The organism is Burkholderia sp. Bp8986 (assembly GCF_003854225.1).
Lineage (GTDB): Bacteria > Pseudomonadota > Gammaproteobacteria > Burkholderiales > Burkholderiaceae > Burkholderia.
The window spans coordinates 1-19,836 of record NZ_QTQM01000034.1; the positions used below are offsets into that span (position 1 = coordinate 1).

At 69.5% G+C, this 19,836-nt stretch carries 16 protein-coding genes; 5 read left to right on the top strand and 11 right to left on the bottom strand.

Annotated features, from left to right (window positions below; translation table 11 throughout):
* Positions 1–324: TerC family protein (locus DID99_RS25775; protein ID WP_375143325.1), on the bottom strand; the 324-nt coding region annotated here is incomplete at its 3' end.
* Between the two features lie 108 nt (positions 325–432).
* On the opposite strand from DID99_RS25775, the gene DID99_RS25780 reads away from it, so the two are divergent.
* Both DID99_RS25780 and DID99_RS25785 read left to right on the top strand, forming a co-directional pair.
* Positions 433–1,326 carry a LysR family transcriptional regulator gene (locus DID99_RS25780; RefSeq protein ID WP_124667747.1) on the top strand — a complete coding sequence of 298 codons (894 nt, stop codon included), beginning with the start codon at positions 433–435 and terminating at the stop codon, positions 1,324–1,326.
* Between the two features lie 138 nt (positions 1,327–1,464).
* Positions 1,465–2,643 carry a DUF2242 domain-containing protein gene (locus tag DID99_RS25785; protein WP_124667748.1) on the top strand — a complete coding sequence of 393 codons (1,179 nt, stop codon included), beginning with the start codon at positions 1,465–1,467 and terminating at the stop codon, positions 2,641–2,643.
* 279 nt (positions 2,644–2,922) lie between these two features.
* Here DID99_RS25785 and DID99_RS25790 read toward each other — a convergent pair whose 3' ends face one another.
* Positions 2,923–3,843 (bottom strand): pyridoxal-phosphate dependent enzyme, encoded by a 921-nt coding sequence (locus tag DID99_RS25790; protein WP_124667783.1) that lies wholly within the window; start codon positions 3,841–3,843, stop codon positions 2,923–2,925.
* A 177-nt stretch (positions 3,844–4,020) separates the two neighbouring features.
* Between DID99_RS25790 and DID99_RS25795 the strand changes: the two genes are divergently transcribed.
* Both DID99_RS25795 and DID99_RS25800 read left to right on the top strand, forming a co-directional pair.
* Entirely contained in the window at positions 4,021–4,932 is a 912-nt protein-coding gene (locus DID99_RS25795; protein ID WP_124667749.1) for a LysR family transcriptional regulator, read from the top strand.
* An 802-nt stretch (positions 4,933–5,734) separates the two neighbouring features.
* Positions 5,735–6,940 carry an MFS transporter gene (locus DID99_RS25800; RefSeq protein ID WP_124571796.1) on the top strand — a complete coding sequence of 402 codons (1,206 nt, stop codon included), beginning with the start codon at positions 5,735–5,737 and terminating at the stop codon, positions 6,938–6,940.
* 168 nt (positions 6,941–7,108) lie between these two features.
* On the opposite strand, the gene DID99_RS25805 is transcribed toward DID99_RS25800, so the two are convergent.
* From DID99_RS25805 to DID99_RS25815, 3 genes are read right to left on the bottom strand one after another with little or no spacing between them, the layout of a single operon-like run.
* Complete coding sequence (locus DID99_RS25805; protein ID WP_124667750.1) at positions 7,109–8,131, bottom strand: histone deacetylase family protein; 1,023 nt, start codon at positions 8,129–8,131, stop codon at positions 7,109–7,111.
* 25 nt (positions 8,132–8,156) lie between these two features.
* On the bottom strand, positions 8,157–9,422 hold the full coding sequence (locus DID99_RS25810; protein WP_124667751.1) for a Zn-dependent hydrolase: 1,266 nt from the start codon (positions 9,420–9,422) through the stop codon (positions 8,157–8,159).
* A gap of 30 nt (positions 9,423–9,452) precedes the next feature.
* Positions 9,453–10,763: an MFS transporter gene (locus tag DID99_RS25815; RefSeq protein WP_124667752.1), complete on the bottom strand. Its 1,311-nt coding sequence runs from the start codon at positions 10,761–10,763 to the stop codon at positions 9,453–9,455.
* Between the two features lie 166 nt (positions 10,764–10,929).
* Here DID99_RS25815 and DID99_RS25820 point away from each other — a divergent pair, with 166 nt between their 5' ends.
* Positions 10,930–11,886 (top strand): LysR family transcriptional regulator, encoded by a 957-nt coding sequence (locus tag DID99_RS25820; protein ID WP_124487628.1) that lies wholly within the window; start codon positions 10,930–10,932, stop codon positions 11,884–11,886.
* Positions 11,887–11,995: 109 nt separating this feature from the next.
* On the opposite strand, the gene DID99_RS25825 is transcribed toward DID99_RS25820, so the two are convergent.
* The 6 genes from DID99_RS25825 to DID99_RS25855 all read right to left on the bottom strand — a co-directional run bounded on the left by DID99_RS25825 (position 11,996) and on the right by DID99_RS25855 (position 19,834).
* Complete coding sequence (locus DID99_RS25825) at positions 11,996–13,066, bottom strand: porin (protein ID WP_124667753.1); 1,071 nt, start codon at positions 13,064–13,066, stop codon at positions 11,996–11,998.
* A 165-nt stretch (positions 13,067–13,231) separates the two neighbouring features.
* On the bottom strand, positions 13,232–14,662 hold the full coding sequence (locus DID99_RS25830) for a cytosine permease (protein WP_124487549.1): 1,431 nt from the start codon (positions 14,660–14,662) through the stop codon (positions 13,232–13,234).
* Positions 14,663–14,976: 314 nt separating this feature from the next.
* Positions 14,977–15,654 (bottom strand): SOS response-associated peptidase family protein, encoded by a 678-nt coding sequence (locus tag DID99_RS25840; protein WP_124523916.1) that lies wholly within the window; start codon positions 15,652–15,654, stop codon positions 14,977–14,979.
* A gap of 400 nt (positions 15,655–16,054) precedes the next feature.
* The gene (lpdA, locus tag DID99_RS25845; RefSeq protein WP_124487548.1) at positions 16,055–17,446 is read right to left on the bottom strand and encodes a dihydrolipoyl dehydrogenase; all 1,392 of its coding nucleotides are present in this window, start codon (positions 17,444–17,446) and stop codon (positions 16,055–16,057) included.
* Between the two features lie 5 nt (positions 17,447–17,451).
* Positions 17,452–18,789 carry a dihydrolipoamide acetyltransferase family protein gene (locus tag DID99_RS25850; protein WP_124667754.1) on the bottom strand — a complete coding sequence of 446 codons (1,338 nt, stop codon included), beginning with the start codon at positions 18,787–18,789 and terminating at the stop codon, positions 17,452–17,454.
* A gap of 1 nt (position 18,790) precedes the next feature.
* Positions 18,791–19,834, bottom strand: a complete 1,044-nt coding sequence (locus DID99_RS25855) for an alpha-ketoacid dehydrogenase subunit beta (protein WP_124571803.1) — start codon at positions 19,832–19,834, stop codon at positions 18,791–18,793.
* Positions 19,835–19,836: the final 2 nt, after the last annotated feature.

The following is a 19,836-nucleotide window of genomic DNA, read 5'->3' on the forward strand; positions in this document are numbered from 1 at the left end:
CTCGGTGGTCGCCTTCCATACGAGAAACAGGCCGCCCGACAGCAAGATCATGTCGCGCCAAGAGAACGCGTGATCGAACAGCGTGAACACGGGTTCGGTCAGGCTCGCGATCCACGCGACGCTGCCGAGCAACGCGAGGCGCATCACGAGCGCGAGCGCGATGCCGAGGCGCTGCGTGCGGGCGCGCTGCGCTTCGGGCAGCTTGTTGCTGAGGATCGAGATGAAGATCAGGTTGTCGATGCCGAGCACGACTTCCATCACGACGAGCGTCAGGAGCGCGGCCCAGACGGCGGGGTCGGCGGCAAGCGTCAGCAGGTAGTCCATGAAAAGGGCCGATTCGAAGGTGGAAAGCCCGATGATAGGTGGCGCACGACTTCGCAAAAATCAGAGAGAATCTGACCTTTGGTTCGGTTTTTACGAAATAACGATCCGATGCTGAATTTCCGCCATCTGTACTATTTCTGGGTTGTCGTGAAGGAAGGCGGCTTCGCACGCGCCGCCGAGCGGCTCGACATGGCCGTGCAGACGATCAGCGCGCAGGTCCGCGAGCTGGAAAAGTCGCTCGGCCACCAGTTGCTGCGCCCGGCCGGGCGCGGTGTCGCGATGACCGACGCCGGCCAGGCCGCGTTTGCGCGTGCGGAGGTCATCTTCGAGATGGGCCGGCTGATTCCCGACGAAGTGCGCGCGGCGGCCAGCCAGCCGACCGTGCGGCTCGCGGTCGGCCTCGCGGACGGGATCTCGAAGCTCGCCGCGCATGCGCTCCTCGCGCCGGTGCTCGATACGCCCACGCTGCGGCTGCTGTGCCACGAGGGCGAGCACGACGCGCTGCTGGCGGAACTGGCGCTGCATCACCTCGACCTCGTGCTGGCGGGCCAGGGTGCGCCGTCGGGGTCGAACCTGCGCGTGACGAGCGAGCGGCTCGTCGCGTCGCCGGTCGACTGGTACGGGCCCGCGGCGCTCGTCACGCCGGCCGCGCGACAGCGCTTTCCGGCGTGCCTCGCCGAGCTGCCGGTGCTGCTGCCGACCGCCCACTCGGCGCTGCGCGCGCGCCTCGACCTGTGGCTGGAGCGGGAACGGATCGTGCCCCGCATCGCTGGCGAATTCGAGGACAGCGCGCTGATGGCCGTGTTCGCGGCGCGCGGCCTCGGCGTGTTTCCGCTCAGCGAACTCGGCGCGAACGACGCATCGCTGCTGCGCGGGCTGCGCCGGCTCGGCCGCGCGGGCGACGTGACCGAGGAAATCCATGCGATCCGCTCGCGGCGCGGCGAACACCACCCGCTGGCGTCGCGCTTGCTCGCCGCCGCGCGGCCGGCGCCGGCCGGCTGAAGCGAGCGCGACATCAAACGAAACTATAATGACGCCCCGGCCATACGAGATTGCCACGCGCATCGCACCGGCCCCGCCGCCGCGTGCGTTGCGCCCGCAGCCCCGCGCGGCATCTCGCCGAGCCTATTGAAAGACGCCATGCACAACCGATTTCGCCTGTTTTCCGTTTCGTGCGCGCTCGCGGCCGCGACCGTGCTGGCGGCGTGCTCGTCGCCACCCAAGCCGATCTACCAGCAGGAGCAGTTCGACGCGACGAGCAGCCCGTATGCGCACACGTTCCACTCGAAATCCGACGCTTCCTGCGAGGCCGCGCGGCGCGCGCTGCTGAGCCAGGGTTATGTCGTGTCGTCGTCGCGCAACGACGCGGTCGACGGCAGCAAGAATTTCCAGCCGAGCAACGACATGCACGTCGTGATCGAGTTTCACGTCGTGTGCGCGGACGCGACTGCCGACGGCTCGTCGAGCATCGCGTACGTGAACGCGGTGCAGGACCGCTACACGCTGAAGAAGTCGAATACGTCGGCGAGCGTCGGGCTCAGCGTGTTCGGTTCGCTGTCGCTGCCGATCGGGTCGAGCGACGACGCGCTCGTGAAGACCGCGAGCGAGACGATTCCCGCCGGCGTGTTCTACGAGCGCTTCTTCAATCTCGTCGAGCATTTCCTGAAGATCGATCCGGCCCGCCGCGATCGCGCGACCGTGAAGGCGGCCGAGAAGGAGCCCGTGACGCCGCTGCCCGAGCCCGCGCCGACGCCGCAGGGCGAGCCGATGAAGATGACGACGCCGGTCGTGCCGACGCCGCCGGCGGCGCCGGTGCCGCTGTCCGTGCCGAGCGTCGCGCCGACGTCGGGCACGTCGGTCGTGCCGGCCGTGCCTGCTGCGGCATCGGCCGTGGTCGCGCCGGGGACGATGCGGGCCGTCGGGTCGGGGTTGGGAGCCGGAGTGGGTTCGGGGGCTGCGGCGAGTGCCCCGCCGGGTTCGGGTTCGGGTTCGGGTTCGGCACAAGCTTCGGCCTCGGCGCGGGCTTCGGCGCCTGCTTCGGCTGCGGTACCTGCTAAGACCTCGGCGCCCACCTCGGCTTCGACGCCCGCGTCAGCCTCCGCACCCGCTTCAGCTTCGACGCCCACTTCCGCTTCGGCGCCGGCCACGTCGACGTCTGCCGCTACCACGGCGGCATCGTCCGTGCCTGCGCCGGCGGCGTCCGCGCCGACGCCCTCGAACGCCGCTCCGGCGCCGGCAGGCAAGACGTCCGCACCCGCTGCTGCCGACCCCGTCGCGTCGTCCGCGCCGACCGGCGCCAGCGCGCCGTCCGCGAACTGACCGCGCGCCCTCGCCGCGCCGTGCACCGTGTGCGCGGCGCGCCGGCCGATCCCCGCCCCGTCACCCTCAGACGAGAAGATCTTGCCCCCGGCCACTGGCTGCGCGCGCCCGGCGTGACTTAACCCGCGAGCGGAAACAGCCCGTCGCGACAGACGACACGCCCCCGATTCCGCGGATGCCCGCGACCGGTCCCGCCCCGCCGTCACTTCGCCGTCACTTCACCGTGACATCTTCGTCCGCATCACGATCCAGCTGCGCTGCGTCACATGCCCGAGCGCGTTACCGCAGCGTCGCGTTCAGCGTCCGCATCTGCTCGGCCGTTGCCGTCACGCCGCCGCACACGATCACCGCGATCTCCGACGCCGAAGCAAGCACCGGCACCGGTTCTTCGAGCGCGGCCAGCGCAGCACCGCACGCCGGCTCGACGACGATCCGGTGCTCGTCCAGGAACCGCAGCGACGCAGCCACCGCCTGCGCGTCCGACACGACGACCGGATGGATCGCGTGCCGCTTCGCCCATGCGACCGCCGCGTCGCACGGCCGCTTCGCGCCGAGCGACGTCGCGATGCTCGTGATCGCCGGCAATTCGACCGGATGCCCGTGCGCGACCGAGCGCGCGTAGCTGTCGGCGCCTTCCGTCCCGACCGCGACGACCGGCACGTCGTGCCAGCCGTTGCGCGCGAGCCCCTCGAGCACGCCGCACAGCAGCCCGCCGCCGCCGACCGCCAGCACGACCGCGTCCGGCTTCGGGCCGGCCGCCGCCATCTCGTCGATCATCGTCGCGTGCCCTTGCCACAGCACGGGATCGTCGAACGGATGCACGAACGCGTCCTGCGTACCGACGGTCGACAGCGCGAACGCATTCGCCTCGGCCCAGCTCGCACCGTGCACGACCACCTCCGCCCCCTCGACGCGGATCAGCTCGCGCGCGCGGGCCGACGCGGTTTCCGGCACGACGACGAGCACCGGCACGCCGAGCTCGCGGCCGCAATACGCGACCGCGATGCCCGCATTGCCGCCCGACGACGACACGAACCGGCGCGCGCCGGCCGCATGCCGTGCTTCGCACGCCGCGCCGATGCCGCGCAATTTGAACGAGCCGGACGGCTGCAGCGCGTCGAGCTTCAGCCGGATGTTCTTGCCGAGACGGCGCGACGCGATTTGCGAGCGGATATAGGGGGTCTGGATATGAAGCGGCATGGTGCCGGACACGGTCGGGAATCGGGGCAAGGAGAACGCACGGGCCGGTGAACCGGCCCGCCAACGACGACCATCGTACGGCACGCCCGCCATGCTTTCCAATACCATTGGATGGCACTTGCCATGCTTGACAGGCATACCCATAGAATCGAGGCCGAACACCGGAGCCGACACCGCATGCGCCAGATCGAACTGCGTCACCTGCGTTACTTCGTGGCCGTCGCGCAAGCCGGCAGCGTGATGGCCGGTGCCCGCGCGGCCGGCATCGTCCAGCCCGCGCTGTCGCGGCAGATCCGCGAGCTCGAGGATGCGATCGGCACGCCGCTGCTGATCCGCCGCGCGACGGGCGTCACGCTCACGGCGGCCGGCGCGAGTTTCCTGCAGGATGCGACGGGCCTGCTCGCGACATTGCAGGACAGCCGCGAACGCGCATTGCGCAGCGCGGCCGGCCAGCTCGGCGAACTGCGCCTCGGCGCGCTGCCGAACTGCCTGCCGCTGCCGGTCGTCGCGAACGTGCTGAAGGCGTTTCGCGACGCGTGTCCGGACGTGAAGCTGTCGATCGCGCCGATGCTGTCGGCCGAACAGGCGGCGGCGCTGATGCGCGGCCAGCTCGACGGCGGCATCATGGCGTGGCGCCGCGACGAGGCGCCGCATCTGTCGGGCGTGCGGCTGCTGAGCGACCGCTTCGTGCTCGCGATGCCCGCGCCGCCGGGCGGCCGCTTCCACGCGCCGCGCACGCTCGCCGATGTCGCGCACGAACCGTTCGTCTGGTTCGACGCGCAGCGCTCCGCCGCGCACCACCGCTTCCTGATGACCCAGTGCGACCGGGCCGGTTTCACGCCGCGCATCGCGCAGGTCGGCAGCGACATCCCGACGCTGATCGGTCTCGTCGCGGCCGGCATGGGCTGCGCGTTCGTGCCGGAAAGCGCGTCGCCGACGTGCCCGCGCACGGTCCGGCTCGTCGCACTCGACGAACTCGCGAGCCGCTTCGACATCGAGTTCGTGTTCGACGATGCGGCGGCGCCGGCCTCGCCCGTCGTCGCGCGGTTTCTCGAGGCGGTGCGCGACGCGGCCGGACAGGCGGACTGACCGACCGGCCTGGCATGCGCGACCCGCGCGACGCCGGCGGATTCCGCCTCGTCGCGCGGAAGCGGATTCGGCCGTCTGCGCGCAGTCGTTTCGGACGACGGCCGGCATTGCCGTCATCGTGCCCCCGGAACGTCCGTCCGAGCGCACGACAAATCTATCGAATCGGTGACGATCGACGCCATCACGCCGGAATTTTCAAATTGACGCCAAAAAGGGCCGTTTAACGTCACTTCGAAACGTTATGCACCGAAATATACTGCGCCCGCATCCACCCTCGTGCCAAAGAGAGGATGCCTTTCCGCCCCGGTCACGGTCCCCCTGTGACCGGGGATTTTTTTGGGCGGCAAGCCGCGCCGGCAAAGGGTGGGTTGGCGGGAAGGATGACGCGCTCGCGCCGGGCCCGCCGGCTGTGCGGCCCGTCGCCCGACCGGCCTGACGACGCCGCGCGCCGGCCCGCCCCCGCCAGCCCCGCCTGCCGCCCGCATCACGTCGAACACCCGCCGCATATCGAGCGCGACGCGCAAGCGGATCGCGCACCCACCCGGACACCGCGTTCCGTCCGACGACGAAAACCTTGCTCCGGATACGGTTCGATCGTCCGCACGGCCGGCGGCCGGCCGTCGCGTCGCGGGAAGCCCCGCCCGGCGGCCGTACGCGCGTGCCGCCCCAATCGCGCATTGTTGACATGAAATCAAGATAATTTCTCCCGAGCACGGCTTTTTCCGCAAAAGTAACGCAGGCACACTTCACCCTGTCCACAACGGCCCGGTGCCGTTGCCCCATGCTTACCGGAGCGCATCGCGTGAACACCACGACTTCTTCCCCTTCCCGCCCGGGCGGCAGCGCCACGCTGCCGCTGCTGGCGCTCGCCGCCGGTGCGTTCGGCATCGGCACGACCGAGTTCTCGCCGATGGGCCTCTTGCCCGTGATCGCCGACGGCGTCCACGTGTCGATTCCGCAGGCCGGCATGCTGATCAGCGCGTATGCGATCGGCGTGATGGTCGGCGCGCCGCTGATGACGCTGCTGCTCGCGCGCTGGTCGCGCCGCTCGGCGCTGATTGCGCTGATGTCGATCTTCACGATCGGCAACCTGCTGTCGGCCGTCGCGCCCGACTACACGACGCTGCTGCTCGCACGACTCGTCACGAGCCTGAACCACGGCGCGTTCTTCGGGCTCGGCTCGGTGGTCGCGGCCAGCCTCGTGCCGCGCGAAAGGCAGGCCAGCGCGGTCGCGACGATGTTCATGGGCCTCACGATCGCGAACGTCGGCGGCGTGCCGGCCGCGACCTGGCTCGGCCAGATGATCGGCTGGCGCATGTCGTTCGCGGCGACCGCCGTGCTCGGCCTGATCGCGATCGCCGGCCTGTTCGCCGCGCTGCCGAAGGGCGCAGCCGGCAGGATGCCGAACCTGCGTGCCGAACTGTCGGTGCTGACGCGCCCGGTCGTGCTCGGCGCGCTCGGGACCACGGTGCTCGGCGCCGGCGCGATGTTCACGCTGTACACGTATGTTGCCCCGACGCTCGAACACCTGACCGGCGCGACGCCCGGCTTCGTCACCGCGATGCTCGTGCTGATCGGCGTCGGCTTCTCGATCGGCAACATCGCCGGCGGCCGCCTCGCCGACCGCTCGCTCGACGGCACGCTGATCGGCTTCCTGGTGCTGCTGATCGTGACGATGGCCGCGTTCCCGCTGCTCGCGCGCACCCATGCCGGCGCCGCGGTCACGCTGCTGGTCTGGGGTGTCGCGACGTTCGCGGTGGTCCCGCCGCTGCAGATGCGCGTGATGCGTGCCGCACACGAAGCCCCGGGCCTCGCGTCGGCCGTCAACATCGGCGCGTTCAACCTCGGCAACGCAGTCGGTGCGGCAGCGGGCGGCGCGGCGATCTCGGCCGGCTTCGGCTACGCGGCGGTGCCGCTCGTCGGCGGGCTGATCGCGGCGGCGGGGCTCGCGCTCGTCGCGCTGCAGATGATCCAGCGCCGCCGCGCGCCGGTCGCCGCGAATTCGTGAGCGCCCGGTGATCCGCGTGGTGCCGATACGCGGCACCGCGATTGAGAAATGCCCGCGCCGGGATTCCGGTGCGGGCATTTTCGTTGACGGCCCGCACATCGCGCATCGCGGGCCGCCGCTTCGACGTATCGACGTATCGACGTATCGACGTCTCAGCGCCTCAGCTCCTCAGCGCGCGCCGGCGAACCCGCCGAAGAACGCGCGCGCATTCGTGTCGAGGCTCTCGAGGTGATAGCCGCCCTCCTGCACGATCACCGTCGGCAAGCCGAGCGCACCGATCGCGCCGCCGAGCCGGCCGAACCCGTCGGTCGTGACGGCCACCTGCGATTGCGGGTCGTCCTTGTAGATGTCGAAGCCGAGCGCGAGCACGAGCGCGTCGGGCTGGAACCGCGCGAGCGCGCGCAGCGCGTCGTCGAGCCGCTCGAAGAACGCCGACTCGGGCGCGCCATGCGGCATCGGCAGGTTCAGGTTGTAGCCGTCGCCGGCGCCCGCGCCCGTCTCGTCCTCGTAACCGGCGACGACCGGATAGAAATTGGTCGGGTCGCCGTGGATCGATACGTACAGCACGTCGTCGCGGCCGTAGAAGATCTCCTGCACGCCCTGCCCGTGATGCATGTCGGTGTCGAGGATCGCGACCCGGCGATGGCGGCCGAGCAGCGCCTGCGCGGCGATCGCCGCATTGTTCAGGTAGCAGAAGCCGCCAGCCGCATCGCGGCGCGCGTGATGGCCGGGCGGCCGGCACAGTGCGTACGCATCGCGCGCGCCGTCGTTCACGTCCGCCGCGGCCGCGAGCGCGCTCTGCGCGGACCAGTACGCGGCGCGCCACGTGTTCGCGCCGACCGGGCAGCTGCCGTCGGCGAGATAGCGCGCGGCCTTCGCGAGCACGCCGCGCAGCGGGTTCGGGTCGCGCACGAACACGTTCGACATCACTTCGTCGCCCCAGTCGTCGGGCATCCGCTTCCAGTCGCGATGCGCCTCCTCGAGAAAACGCAGGTAGTTCATGTCGTGCACGGCCGCGATCGGCGCGGTGCCTCGGTCGGCCGGCTCGCGCACGTCGAAGTCGAGCGCATGCACCGCCGCGACCAGCCGCGCCGCGCGCTCGGGCACCTCCTGCGGCTCGCGCATCCTGCCGCGCGACAGGTAGGTGCGCGGATGGTGCAGCAACTGTTCGGGGTGGAAATAGGTTTTCATCGTGGGTCCTCGTCGATTCGCCGTGTCATGCGTCGTGCGCGGCCGCGGCCACGCGCGTCGCGACGCCCGCGCGCGCGAGCACCGCGTTGAGCAGCACGTTCGTGCCGCGCGTCACGTCGTCGGGCAACGCGTCTTCGGCCTCGTTGTGCGACAGCCCGTCGACGCACGGGATGAACACCATCGCGGTCGGCACGCGGCGCGCGAGCAGGATCGCGTCGTGACCGGCGCCGCTGACGATCCGCTCGTTCGTGTAGCCGAATGCGTCCGCCGCCTGCGCGACCAGTTCGACGCAGGCGCGGTCGAACGGCGTCGCCGGGCTGCGCCAGCAGCTCTCGATCGACACCTGAACGCCGCGCGCGGCGGCCACGCGCGCGCTGGCATCGCGCAGCTCGCGCTCCATCGCATCGACCTGCGCGTCGTCGTGATGGCGCAGGTCGACCGTGAACGTCACGTCGCCTGCGATCGTGTTGCGCGACGCGTTGCGGATGCCGACCTGGCCGATCGTCGCGAGCCCGCGCGGCGCGTAGCCCGCGACGATCCGTTCCAGTTCGAGCGCGATCTGCGCGCTCGCGAAATACGCGTCCTTGCGATACGGCATCGGCGTCGTGCCCGCATGCGCGGCCACGCCGGTCACGCTCACGTCGAGCCAGCGGATCGCCTGCCCGCCCGTGACGACGCCGATCGTCGTGCCGTTCGCCTCGAGCACCGGGCCCTGTTCGATATGCGCTTCGAAATACGCGTCGAGCGCGCCGCCCGGCGCGCGCGTGCCGCGGTAGCCGCATGCGTCCAGCGCGGCGCCGAGCGTGACACCGTCGGCATCCTGCTTCGCGAGCGCGTCGTCGAGCGGCAGCGCGCCCGTGAACACCGCCGAGCCGAGCATCGCCGGTGCGAAACGCGCGCCTTCCTCGTTGGTCCACGACACGATCTCGAGCGGCTTGTCGGTCGCGATGCCCGCATCGTTCAGCGTGCGCACGAGCTCCAGCGCGGCGAGCACGCCGTACACGCCGTCGAAGCGCCCGCCTTCGGGCTGCGTGTCGAGATGACTGCCGATCAGCACCGGCTCGGCCTGCGCATCGGTGCCGGCACGCCGCGCGAACAGGTTGCCGACCGCATCGACGCTCACCGTCATTCCCGCTTCGCGGCACCACTGCGCGAACAGGTCGCGCCCGCGCCGATCGTCGTCGGTCAGCGCAAGGCGCCGCACGCCGCCGCGCGGCGTCGCGCCGATGCGCGCCATCTCGGCCAGGCTCCGCCACAGGCGGGCACCGTCGATTTCCAGCAGGTCTTTCATTTGCACTCCGATGAATTCGTTCGTTGAGTTTCAGCGCGAGCCGAGCGCTTCGGCGGCGGCCGGCCGGGCCGCGCGGCGCGCGTCGAGCGCGACGATGCAAAGAAGCGAGACGCCGGCGAGCCCCGTGTAGAACACCGCGAGCGGCCACCACTGGCCCGCGAAGCGATGCGCGAGCCAGGTGCCGACGAGCGGCGTCAGGCCGCCCGCGATCGCGCCGCAGATCTGATAAGCGAGCGAGATCGCCGAATAGCGCACGTGCGCGGGAAACACGCCGCTCACGAAGCCGGCGATCACCGAATAGAAACCGGCCATGCAGACGACCGCGAGCGCGATGCCCGCGACGAGCGACGCGGACGTGCCGCCCTGCACGAGCATGAACATCGGGTACGGCGACAGCATCGCGAGCAGCGCGGCGATCTTCAGGAAACGCGCGCCGCCGATGCGCTCGGCGATCCACGCGGCGATCGGCTGCGCGATGAACTGGATGATCGCGACCGCGAACAGGCTGTCGAGGATCAGCGAGCGCGACACGCCGACGTACTGCGTCGTGTACGCGATCATGAACGTGTTGGTGAAATAGACGCCCGCGATCCCGATGGTGTTCGCGCCGATGCAGAGCAGCACGAGCCCCGATGCGGAGCGGAACACTTCGGCGACCGGCAGCTTCACGGTACGGTTCGTCTCCTTCACGCGCGCGAACTCCGGCGACTCGTTCACGCCGAGCCGGATCAGGATGCCGACGACGAGCAGCACCGAGCTCGCGAGGAACGGCAGGCGCCAGCCCCAGGCGAGAAAGTCGGCCTTGTCCATCGACGTGACCGCGCGGAACGCGACCAGCGACAGGATCAGCCCGGCCGGGCTGCCGAGCTGCGCGAACGACGCGAAGAAGGTGCGGCGGCCCTGCGGCGCGTGTTCGCCCGCCATCAGCACCGCGCCGCCCCACTCGCCGCCGACCGCGATCCCCTGCACGACGCGCAGCGCGACCAGCAGCACCGGCGCGAGCATGCCGACCTTCGAATAGTCGGGCAGCAGCCCGACGCAGACGGTCGCGACGCCCATCATCATCAGCGTCGCCATCAGCGCCTTCTTGCGGCCGATGCGATCGCCGAGGTGGCCGAAGACGATGCCGCCGAGCGGGCGCGCGAAGAAGCCGACCGCGAACGTCGCGAACGACGCCATCGTGCTGACGAAGCGGTCATGCGACGGGAAATAGAGTTCCCCGAACACGAGCGCGGCGGCGGTCGCGTAGATGTAGAAGTCGTACCACTCGATCATCGTGCCGATGAACGCGGCCGTCGCGGCACGCGCCGGCTGGCGGGCGGAAGGAAGGGACTGGGTCATGCGGGCTCCTGGCGCGCGCCGCGGCACGCGCGATATCGTGATGGCCGGCCGTCTGTCGCGGCCTCGCGCCGCACGGTGCGGCGCCCCTCCTTTATCGGCGACCGCACATCATTAGTCAAATTTCAAGTTATTATTTCGCGTATAAATTCAGCTAATGACTGACCCGATGCGCGCCGACCTCGCCCCCTTCCTCAACGACCGCCTCGACTGGAACCTGCTGCGCACGTATCTGGTGATCATGCAGGAGCGCAGCGTGAGCCGCGCGGCCGCGCGCCTGCACGTGACGCAGCCGGCCGTGAGCCAGGCGCTGCGGCGGCTCGAGGAGGCCCTCGAGCGCAAGCTGATCGAGCGGCGCGGCGCGCACTTCGCGCCGACGCCGGCCGGCGAAGCCGTGTACCGGATCGCGAGCGACATCTACGGCGGCGTGTCGCGGCTCGAAACGGAGCTCGACGACAGCACGGCCGACCTCACCGGCTCGATCCGGCTGCTGACGGTGAGCCGCATCGAGTCGCCCGTCTACGACGAATTCCTCGCCGACTTCCATCGCGCGTATCCGCGCATCGACCTGCAGATCGAGGTGATGCGCTCGTCGGACATCCTGTCGTCGCTGCTGCAGAAGACGGCCACCGCCGGGCTCGGCCTGTGCCGCACGCCGCACGACAAGCTGGAGATGCGCTGCTTCCTGCGGCAGCGCTATGCGATCTACTGCGGCCGCCATCACCGGCTGTTCGGGCAGACCCAATTGCGGATGGACGACCTGCTCGCGGAAAACTTCGTGTCGTTTACGAGCGACCAGATCGGCGACAGCCTGTCGCCGCTCACCGTGTTCCGCGACCAAAAGGGTTTCACCGGGCGCATCGTCGCGTCGTCGCCGAGCCTCGAGGAAGTGCGGCGGCTGATCTTCGCCGGTTACGGCATCGGTTGCCTGCCCGAGCACATCGTGCGCGACGACATCGCGCAGCAACGCCTGTGGCGGCTGCCGCCGGACGATGGGCTCGTCGACGTCGACGTGTTCCTGCTGTGGCATCGCGACCGCAAGATGAACGCGGCCGAGCAGGCGTTCCTCGACGCGATGGAGCGCTGCATGCAGCGTCATTCGCTCGCGGAACGGCTGGGGATGTGAGCGCGCGGATGTTGGCGCGCGAATGCGGGCGCACGCATGCCGGCGCGCGATTGCGCGCACCCGTGACGGGAAACAGGCGCCGACCCGCGGCCCGGCGCCCGATGCCTCGTCAGAAGCGATGCACGATGCCGAGCTGCACGCCGCGCGCATTCGCGCCCGGATACGCGAGCGGCAGGCCCGGGTTCGCCGCGCCGGCGAGCGTGTAGCCGGCCTGGTTGCGGTTGCGCAGGTACGACAGCGCGCCGTAGAAGCTCGTGCGCTTCGACAGGTCGTATTCGTACATCAGCCCGAACTGGTCCGCGTTGTCGCCCTGCGAAGTCTGGTCATGCAGGTACGCATAGCCGAGCGCGACGTAGTTCGCCGGATTGAGCTGGTACTTGACCGACAGCCCGTACACGCGCGAATCGATCCCGAGGTCGGCCCACTTCACCGCGGAGAAGCCGCCGTACACGGTCGCCTTGCCGATTGCGTACGACGCGCCGGCCATGATCGTGCGATCGGTCGTGGTCGCGGTCTTGTTCTTCAGCCACTGGCCTGCGACGAATGCCGCGAACGGCCCGTGCTCGTAGGTCAGGTCGAACTGCTGGCTCGAGCCTGCCGAGCGCACGCCGCCCGCGTCGCCGAATCCGAAATACAGGCCGGCCTGGAAACCGGCGATCTCGGGGCTCTGGTACGACAGCGTATTGCTGGTGCGGAACGCGAACACGGTCAGGTTGTCCATGCCGGACGCCTGCGTGACGCCGCCGAACGCGTCCTGCCCGCCCTGGTCGTTGAACAGCGGCGAATTCTGGCGGCCCGCGCGCACCTTGCCCCACTGCCCCGCGATGCCGACCCACGCCTGCCGGTTGAACATGCTGCCCGAGCTTGCCAGCGAACCGTCGTTCGCGTTGAAGCCGTTCTCGAGCGCGAACTCGATCTTCTGGCCGCCGCCGATGTCCTCGCCGCCCTTCAGCCCGAAGCGGCTGCCCCACTGGCCGCCCGAGCCGATCGCCGCCGTGTAGCCGTTGCCGGTATTCACGTACTGCGCGAATTCGTCGATCACGCCGTACAGCGTGACGCCATCCTGCGCGAGCGCGGCGCCCGGCCCACCCAGGCATGCGGCCGTAACGGCCATGCGAAGACCGGCATGCGCCGATCGCGCCCGGGAACGATTGTCTCGTGCGTTCATCTGCTTAGTCATACTATTCAATGAAAGGAGAATGGAACGATGCCGGGCACGGTGGTCTGCCATGCCGGCATCGCGGATAACGAAGGTGAGGTACAGCGCGGCAGCCGGTCGCGCCCGGTTCGGCGCGGCGGGCCGCTCAGGCCGGCTGCAGGCCGGCCCGGCGGACGACGCGATGCGTCAGTGATGAACCTCGCCGCGTTCGAGCGGCAGGATCAGGCGCTCGGGGATGCTGCGCCGCGACGCACGCGCGCCGACGTAGTACAGCACGGCCGGCACGATGAGGCCGAGGATCCACGAGATGTCGGTGCCGCCGAGCGCGTCGACGAGCGCACCGGTATAGATGTGCGTCGACATGAACGGCAGCTGCACCAGGATGCCGACCACGTAGATCGTGATCGCCATCGCGTTCCAGCGGCCATAGCGGCCGTCCGGATCGGACAGCGCGGGCACGTCGTAGCGCGAGCGCGTGAAGCAGTAGTAGTCGACCAGGTTGATCGCGCTCCACGGCGTGAAGAACGCGAGCAGGAACAGGATGAACGCGGTGAATTCCTTCAGGAACGAATGGCGGCCGGCGAGCGCGATCAGCGTCGACACGCAGATCATCCCGAAGATGTACACGAGACGGCTCTTCGACGACACCGCGCCCTTGCCGCGGAAGCCGCTGACGATCGTCGCCATCGACATGAAGCTGCCGTACGCGTTGAGCGCGGTCACCGTCACCTTGCCGAACGCGATGCTGAAGTACAGCAGCGCGGCCACGGCGCCCGTCGAGCCGAGGCCGACGATGTACGACACCTCGTGGTGCGCGAACTGGCTGCCGGCCAGCGCCGCCGCGAACACGCCGAACACCATCGCCGCCTGCGCGCCGATCACCGAGCCGAGGCCGACCGCGAGGAACGTGGCGACCGACGACGTCGAGCGCGGCAGGTAGCGCGAGTAGTCGGCGACGTACGGGCCGAACGCGATCTGCCACGACGCGGACAGCGACATCGACAGCAGGAAGCTCGCGAGCGAGAAGTGCCGGTTCGCGAGCAGTGCGCCGACGTCGTGGTTCGCGAACAGCTGCGTGAACATGTAGACGAACGCGACGATGCCGATCACGCTCGCGATCCGGCCGACGAAGTGGATCGCGCGATAGCCGAACACCGTCAGCACGACGATCACGGCCGCGAACAACAGGATGCCGGCCGCGTCGTCGACGTGCAGCAATTGCGCGACGGCCTGCCCGGCGAGCACCGAGCCGCTGGCGGAAAAACCGATGTACATCAGGCACACGAGCACGATCGGGATCATCGCGCCGTAGACGCCGAACTGCACGCGGCTCGAGATCATCTGCGGCAACCCGAGCTGCGGCCCCTGCGCGCCGTGCAGCGCCATCACCGCGCCGCCGACGAGCTGGCCGAGCAGCAGCGCGATCAGCGACCAGAACACGTCGCCGCCGAGCACGACCGCCAGCGCGCCCGTGACGATGGCCGTGATCTGCATGTTCGCGGACAGCCACAGCGTGAACTGGCTCAGCAGTCCGCCGTGGCGTTCGGCGTCGGGAATGAAATCGATCGAGCGTACCTCGATCAGACCGCCGGCTTTTCCACTGGGATTCGTTGACACGGGTAAATCTCCAAGATACTGAGGATCACAAATGGTTGGGACGAGACGGAAAACGTGCCGAGCCGCCCTTTCGGCTCGCCGGGTGCGGGGCGCCGTGGATCGCCGGCATGCGCCACGCACGCACGGTCAGCACGCTGGCGCGCAACGGGCACGACGTGTGCCGACATTGCCAGCGGATGATCTTGTATATACAACTTGGCTGATATCGGTGATTACCCGGAATCCGGGAATTTTAGAAATCGTCTGAGAGAACGGGATACGTCCGACCTGCGCAGCAATCGGTTGCGTATGAAAAGTGTATGAAAAATGAAAGCTCAGGCGCCGGCGGGCGACACCTGATCGGGTGCGGCGACCATGTCGGTCGCAGGAAGGAGTGTCAGCATGCGCCGCACGGCCTCGACGTCGCGCGCATGCAGCCATTCGTCGTAGTCGTCGCGACGCAGGATCACGACGCCCCGCTTCTCGTCGCCGGGCCGGTGCATGCGCGCGAACACCGGATGATCGTCGGCGTTGATCGTGAGCATCGTCATGCCGATCCGCTCGCGGCCGTCGGCCGCTTCGTAGCGCCGCCAGAGGCCGGCGACGCAGCACGGTTGCCAGCCGTCGACGCCGATCCGGTGCCACACGTTGCGGCCCGTCTCGTAGCACGGCTCGAAGATCCAGCGCGCCGGAATCAGGCAGCGCTGGCCATTGCGCCAGGCGTTGCCGTAGAGTCGCGACTCACCGACCGTCTCCGCGCGCGCATTCACCGTATCGAGTTTCTTTCGTTTGCGGCCGTGCTCGTCGAGACGCTCGGGCTGCATGAACTTCGGCCAGAAGCCGAACACCGCGCTGACGACCGCGAGACCGTCGCCGTCGGCACGCGCGATGGGCGCTGCGTAATCGGGATATACGTCGGGTTCCCACGGATCGCGGCGGAACAGGTCGCCGATGCCGATCCTCAGCTCGCTGATGCCCGGGTCTTCATCGGGGGCGCGGTAGTGGGTGCACATGGTTGGGCAGACGATGGACGCGATGTCTTCATCGTAGGTCAGCATGCACGCCGCATGTCCGCTATTGCCTGGTATGACGAAACAGTCTTGCAACGGGTCGGCCCGCTTGACGGCGTCGTGCGCGAACCGCCGACGCTGGCCGTTCGTTCAGCCGTGCCGCCGGCAGCTTGGCGTCGCCGGTTCCGGTTCAGGCCAAGCGTTCCGAACCGATCACATGCGCGCCGGGGCGCGCGTCGAGCGCGGCGTCGGCCTTGACCGATCGTCGGCAATCCGGATAGTCGAAGCGCGAACCGTCATGTCGAATCCGGCGCGGGAGACACGAAGCCGACGCCCGCGATCGACACAAACAAGAAGCCTCACCGTGGCGGGGCTTCGATCAGCCGCACGGGCCGGCACATGCTCATACGTGCAGCGCATGTCCCAGCGCGCGCAACGCCGCTTCCTGCATCGCTTCGCCGAGTGTCGGATGCGCGTGGATCGTGCCGCCGATGTCCTCGAGCCGCGCGCCCATCTCGAGCGACTGCGAAAACGCGGCGGCCAGTTCCGACACGCCACGCCCCACCGCCTGCCAGCCGACGATCAGGTGCGTGTCGCGCCGCGCGACGACGCGCACGAAACCGTCGGTCGCCTGCAGCGTCATCGCGCGGCCGTTCGCCGCGAACGGGAACGACGCGCCGATGCAGTCGACACCGGCCGCCTTGGCGTCGTCGGGCGACCAGCCGGACGTGACGACCTCGGGATCGGTGAAGCACACGGCCGGGATCGAGGCCGGCGTGAACTTGCGGCGCCGTCCCGCGATCAGCTCGGCCACCATCTCGCCTTGCGCCATCGCGCGATGCGCGAGCATCGGCTCGCCGGCGACGTCGCCGATCGCCCATACATTGCGCATCGACGTCCGGCATTCGTCGTCGATGCGCAGCGCGCGGCCGTTGCGATCGAGCGGCATCGATTCGAGCCCGAAGCCGTCGACGCGCGGCCGGCGGCCGACCGCGACCAGCACGCGATCGGCCGGCAGGGTTTTCTCCGCGCCGTCGGGTGCCTGCACGCGCACCGCGCCGTCGCTCGCGAGGCCCAGCACCTTGTGGCCCGTCCATAGCCCGACGCCCAGCCGCGCGAGCGAATCGGCGACCGGCTTCGCGAGTTCCGCGTCGTATGCGGGCAGCACGCGCTCGGCCGCCTCGACGATGCTGACGTCGACGCCGAGCTTGCGATAGACGAATCCGAGTTCGAGCCCGATGTAGCCGGCACCGACGACGACCAGCCGCTTCGGCAACGACGCGGGCGACAGCGCCTCGGTCGACGAGACGACGTGGCCGCCGAACGGCATCGACGGCAGCGCGACCGGCTCCGAACCCGTCGCGAGCAACAGGTGCTCGCAGGCGATCCGCGTCGTGTGGTCGCCGGCGACGACGTCGACCGTCTTGCCGTCGACGACGCGCGCGTCGCCGTGCAGCACGCGCACGCCGTGCTTCTTCAGCAGCGCGCCGACGCCGCGCGTGAGCCGCTCGACGATGCCGTCCTTCCACGCGACGCTTTTCGCGATGTCGATCTCCGGCGCGCGCACGCGAATCCCGAGCATCCCCTCGCCGGCCTGCCCGCGCGCCTGCTCGAACGCATCGGCGACATGGATCAGCGCCTTCGACGGAATGCAGCCGATGTTCAGGCACGTGCCGCCGAGCCGGTCGCGCTCGACGAGCACCGTCGGAATGCCGAGCTGCCCCGCGCGAATCGCGGCGACGTAACCGCCCGGCCCGCCGCCGATCACGAGCAGCGTGGTGTGTTCGTTCTTCATCGGGCTCACTCCACGAACAGCAGCGCCGGGCGCTCGAGCACCTCGCGCACGGCCTGGATGAATTCGGCCGCGTCCGCTCCGTCGACGACGCGATGGTCGAACGACGACGACAGGTTCATCATCTTGCGCGCGACGATCGCGCCGTCGCGGATCATCGGCCGCTCGACGATCCGGTTCACGCCGACGATGCCGACCTCGGGATGGTTGATGACCGGCGTCGACACGATGCCGCCGAGCGCGCCGAGGCTCGAGATCGTGATCGTCGAGCCGGTCAGCTCGTCGCGCTGCGCGCGGTTCGCGCGCACCGCGTCGGCGAGCCGCGCGATTTCCGCCGAGATCGACCATACGTCGCGCGCCTCCGCATGACGCAGCACCGGCACCGTTAGGCCGCCGTCCGTCTGCGTCGCGACGCCCATGTGCACCGCGCCGTATTGCGTGACGACACCGGCTTCGTCGTCGTAGCGCGCGTTGATCTGCGGGAAGTCGCGCAGCGCGATCACCATCGCGCGGATCAGCAGCGGCAGCGGCGTGAGCCGGCCGCGCGTGTCGCCGTGGCGCCGGTTCAGCTCGGCGCGCAGCGCTTCGAGCTCGGTGACGTCGACCTCCTCGACGTAGCTGAAGTGCGGAATGCGGCGCTTCGCTTCCTGCATCTTGCGCGCGATCGCGCGCCGCAGGCCAATCACCGGCACCTCGGTTGCGTCGTTGCGCTCGGCGTAGCCGCGCGCTTGCGATCCGCGCGCGGCGCCGCCGCCCGTGCGCGCATACGCGTCGAGGTCCGCATGCAGGATCCGCCCGGCCTCGCCGGTGCCGCGCACGTAGCGCAGCTCGATGCCCATGTCCCACGCGCGCTGGCGCACCGCCGGCGACGCGAGCGGCCGTTCGCCCGGCGCGAGCGCCGCGCGCGGCGGCGCCGCATGTTCCGCGCGGCGCGGCTCGGCCGGCGCGCGGGATGCGGCGTGCGTCGCTGCCTTCGACGACGCATGTGTTTCGGATCCCTCAGCGGTAGAAGATGAATCGGCAGGCACGTCGACCGCCGCCGCTCGCTGCGTCGCATCCGGGCCTGCATCGTGTGCTTTCGCGCCCGATTTCAGGTTGCCGTCGCCTTCGACTTCGAGACGAATCAGCTCGCTGCCGACCGCCATCATCTCGCCGATCCGGCCGCCGAGCTCCAGCACCTTGCCCGCCACCGGCGACGGAATCTCCACCGCCGCCTTGTCGGTCATCACATCGGCGAGCGGCTGGTCTTCGGCGATCGTCTGCCCCGGTTGCACGTGCCAGGCCACCAGCTCGACCTCGGCGATCCCTTCGCCGATATCCGGCATCTTGATGACATGAATCCCCATCTCAGGCCTCCATCACGCGTCGCAACGCTTCGCCGACCCGGGCCGGCCCGGGGAAATACGCCCATTCCTGCGCGTGCGGATACGGCGTGTCCCAGCCCGTCGTCCGCTCGACCGGTGCCTCCAGATGGTAGAAGCAGTGTTCCTGGACGAGCGACACCAGCTCCGCACCGTAGCCGCAGGTGCGCGTCGCCTCGTGCACCACCACGCAGCGGCCGGTCTTGCGCACCGACGCGACGATCGTGTCGAGATCGACCGGCCACAGCGTGCGCAGGTCGATCACTTCCGCATCGACGCCGGTCTCCTCGGCGGCCGCCAGCGACACGTGGACGGTCGTGCCGTACGTCAGCACCGTCACGTCGTTGCCGGGCCGCACGACGGCGGCCGTGTCGAGCGGCACCGTGTAATAGCCTTCCGGCACCTCGCTGCCCGGATGCTTGAGCCACGACGTGACCGGACGCTCGTGATGGCCGTCGAACGGCCCGTTGTACAGGCGTTTCGGCTCGAGGAAGATCACCGGATCGTCGTTCTCGATCGACGCGATCAGGAGTCCTTTCGCGTCGTACGGATTCGACGGCATCACCGTGCGCAGTCCGCAGACCTGCGTGAACATCGCCTCCGGGCTCTGGCTGTGCGTCTGGCCGCCGTAGATGCCGCCGCCGCACGGCATCCGGATCGTCATCGGCGCGGTGAACTGGCCAGCCGAGCGATAGCGCAGCCGCGCGCCTTCCGACACGATCTGGTCGGACGCCGGGTAGAAGTAGTCCGCGAACTGGATCTCGCAGACCGGCCGCAAGCCATACGCGCCCATCCCGACCGCAGCGCCCACGATCCCGCCTTCCGAGATCGGCGCGTCGAACACGCGCGACTTCCCGTACTTGGCCTGCAGCCCCTCGGTGCAGCGGAACACGCCGCCGAAGTAGCCGACGTCCTGCCCGAACACGACCACGTCGTCGTCGCGGCCGAGCATCACGTCCATCGCGGAGCGCAGCGCCTGGATCATCGTCATCGGCTGGGCCGATGCCGTCGTTGTTTCATGTTGCGCCATGA

Bases quoted from the DNA above. Each gene is read 5' to 3' on its own strand.
- DID99_RS25780 (WP_124667747.1), top strand. From the start codon at position 433: ATGCTGAATTTCCGCCATCTGTACTATTTCTGGGTTGTCGTGAAGGAA.
- DID99_RS25785 (WP_124667748.1), top strand. From the start codon at position 1,465: ATGCACAACCGATTTCGCCTGTTTTCCGTTTCGTGCGCGCTCGCGGCC.
- DID99_RS25790 (WP_124667783.1), bottom strand. From the start codon at position 3,843: ATGCCGCTTCATATCCAGACCCCCTATATCCGCTCGCAAATCGCGTCG.
- DID99_RS25795 (WP_124667749.1), top strand. From the start codon at position 4,021: ATGCGCCAGATCGAACTGCGTCACCTGCGTTACTTCGTGGCCGTCGCG.
- DID99_RS25805 (WP_124667750.1), bottom strand. From the start codon at position 8,131: ATGAAAACCTATTTCCACCCCGAACAGTTGCTGCACCATCCGCGCACC.
- DID99_RS25810 (WP_124667751.1), bottom strand. From the start codon at position 9,422: ATGAAAGACCTGCTGGAAATCGACGGTGCCCGCCTGTGGCGGAGCCTG.
- DID99_RS25815 (WP_124667752.1), bottom strand. From the start codon at position 10,763: ATGACCCAGTCCCTTCCTTCCGCCCGCCAGCCGGCGCGTGCCGCGACG.
- DID99_RS25820 (WP_124487628.1), top strand. From the start codon at position 10,930: ATGCGCGCCGACCTCGCCCCCTTCCTCAACGACCGCCTCGACTGGAAC.
- DID99_RS25825 (WP_124667753.1), bottom strand. From the start codon at position 13,066: ATGACTAAGCAGATGAACGCACGAGACAATCGTTCCCGGGCGCGATCG.
- DID99_RS25840 (WP_124523916.1), bottom strand. From the start codon at position 15,654: ATGTGCACCCACTACCGCGCCCCCGATGAAGACCCGGGCATCAGCGAG.
- lpdA (WP_124487548.1), bottom strand. From the start codon at position 17,446: ATGAAGAACGAACACACCACGCTGCTCGTGATCGGCGGCGGGCCGGGC.
- DID99_RS25850 (WP_124667754.1), bottom strand. From the start codon at position 18,789: ATGGGGATTCATGTCATCAAGATGCCGGATATCGGCGAAGGGATCGCC.
- DID99_RS25855 (WP_124571803.1), bottom strand. From the start codon at position 19,834: ATGGCGCAACATGAAACAACGACGGCATCGGCCCAGCCGATGACGATG.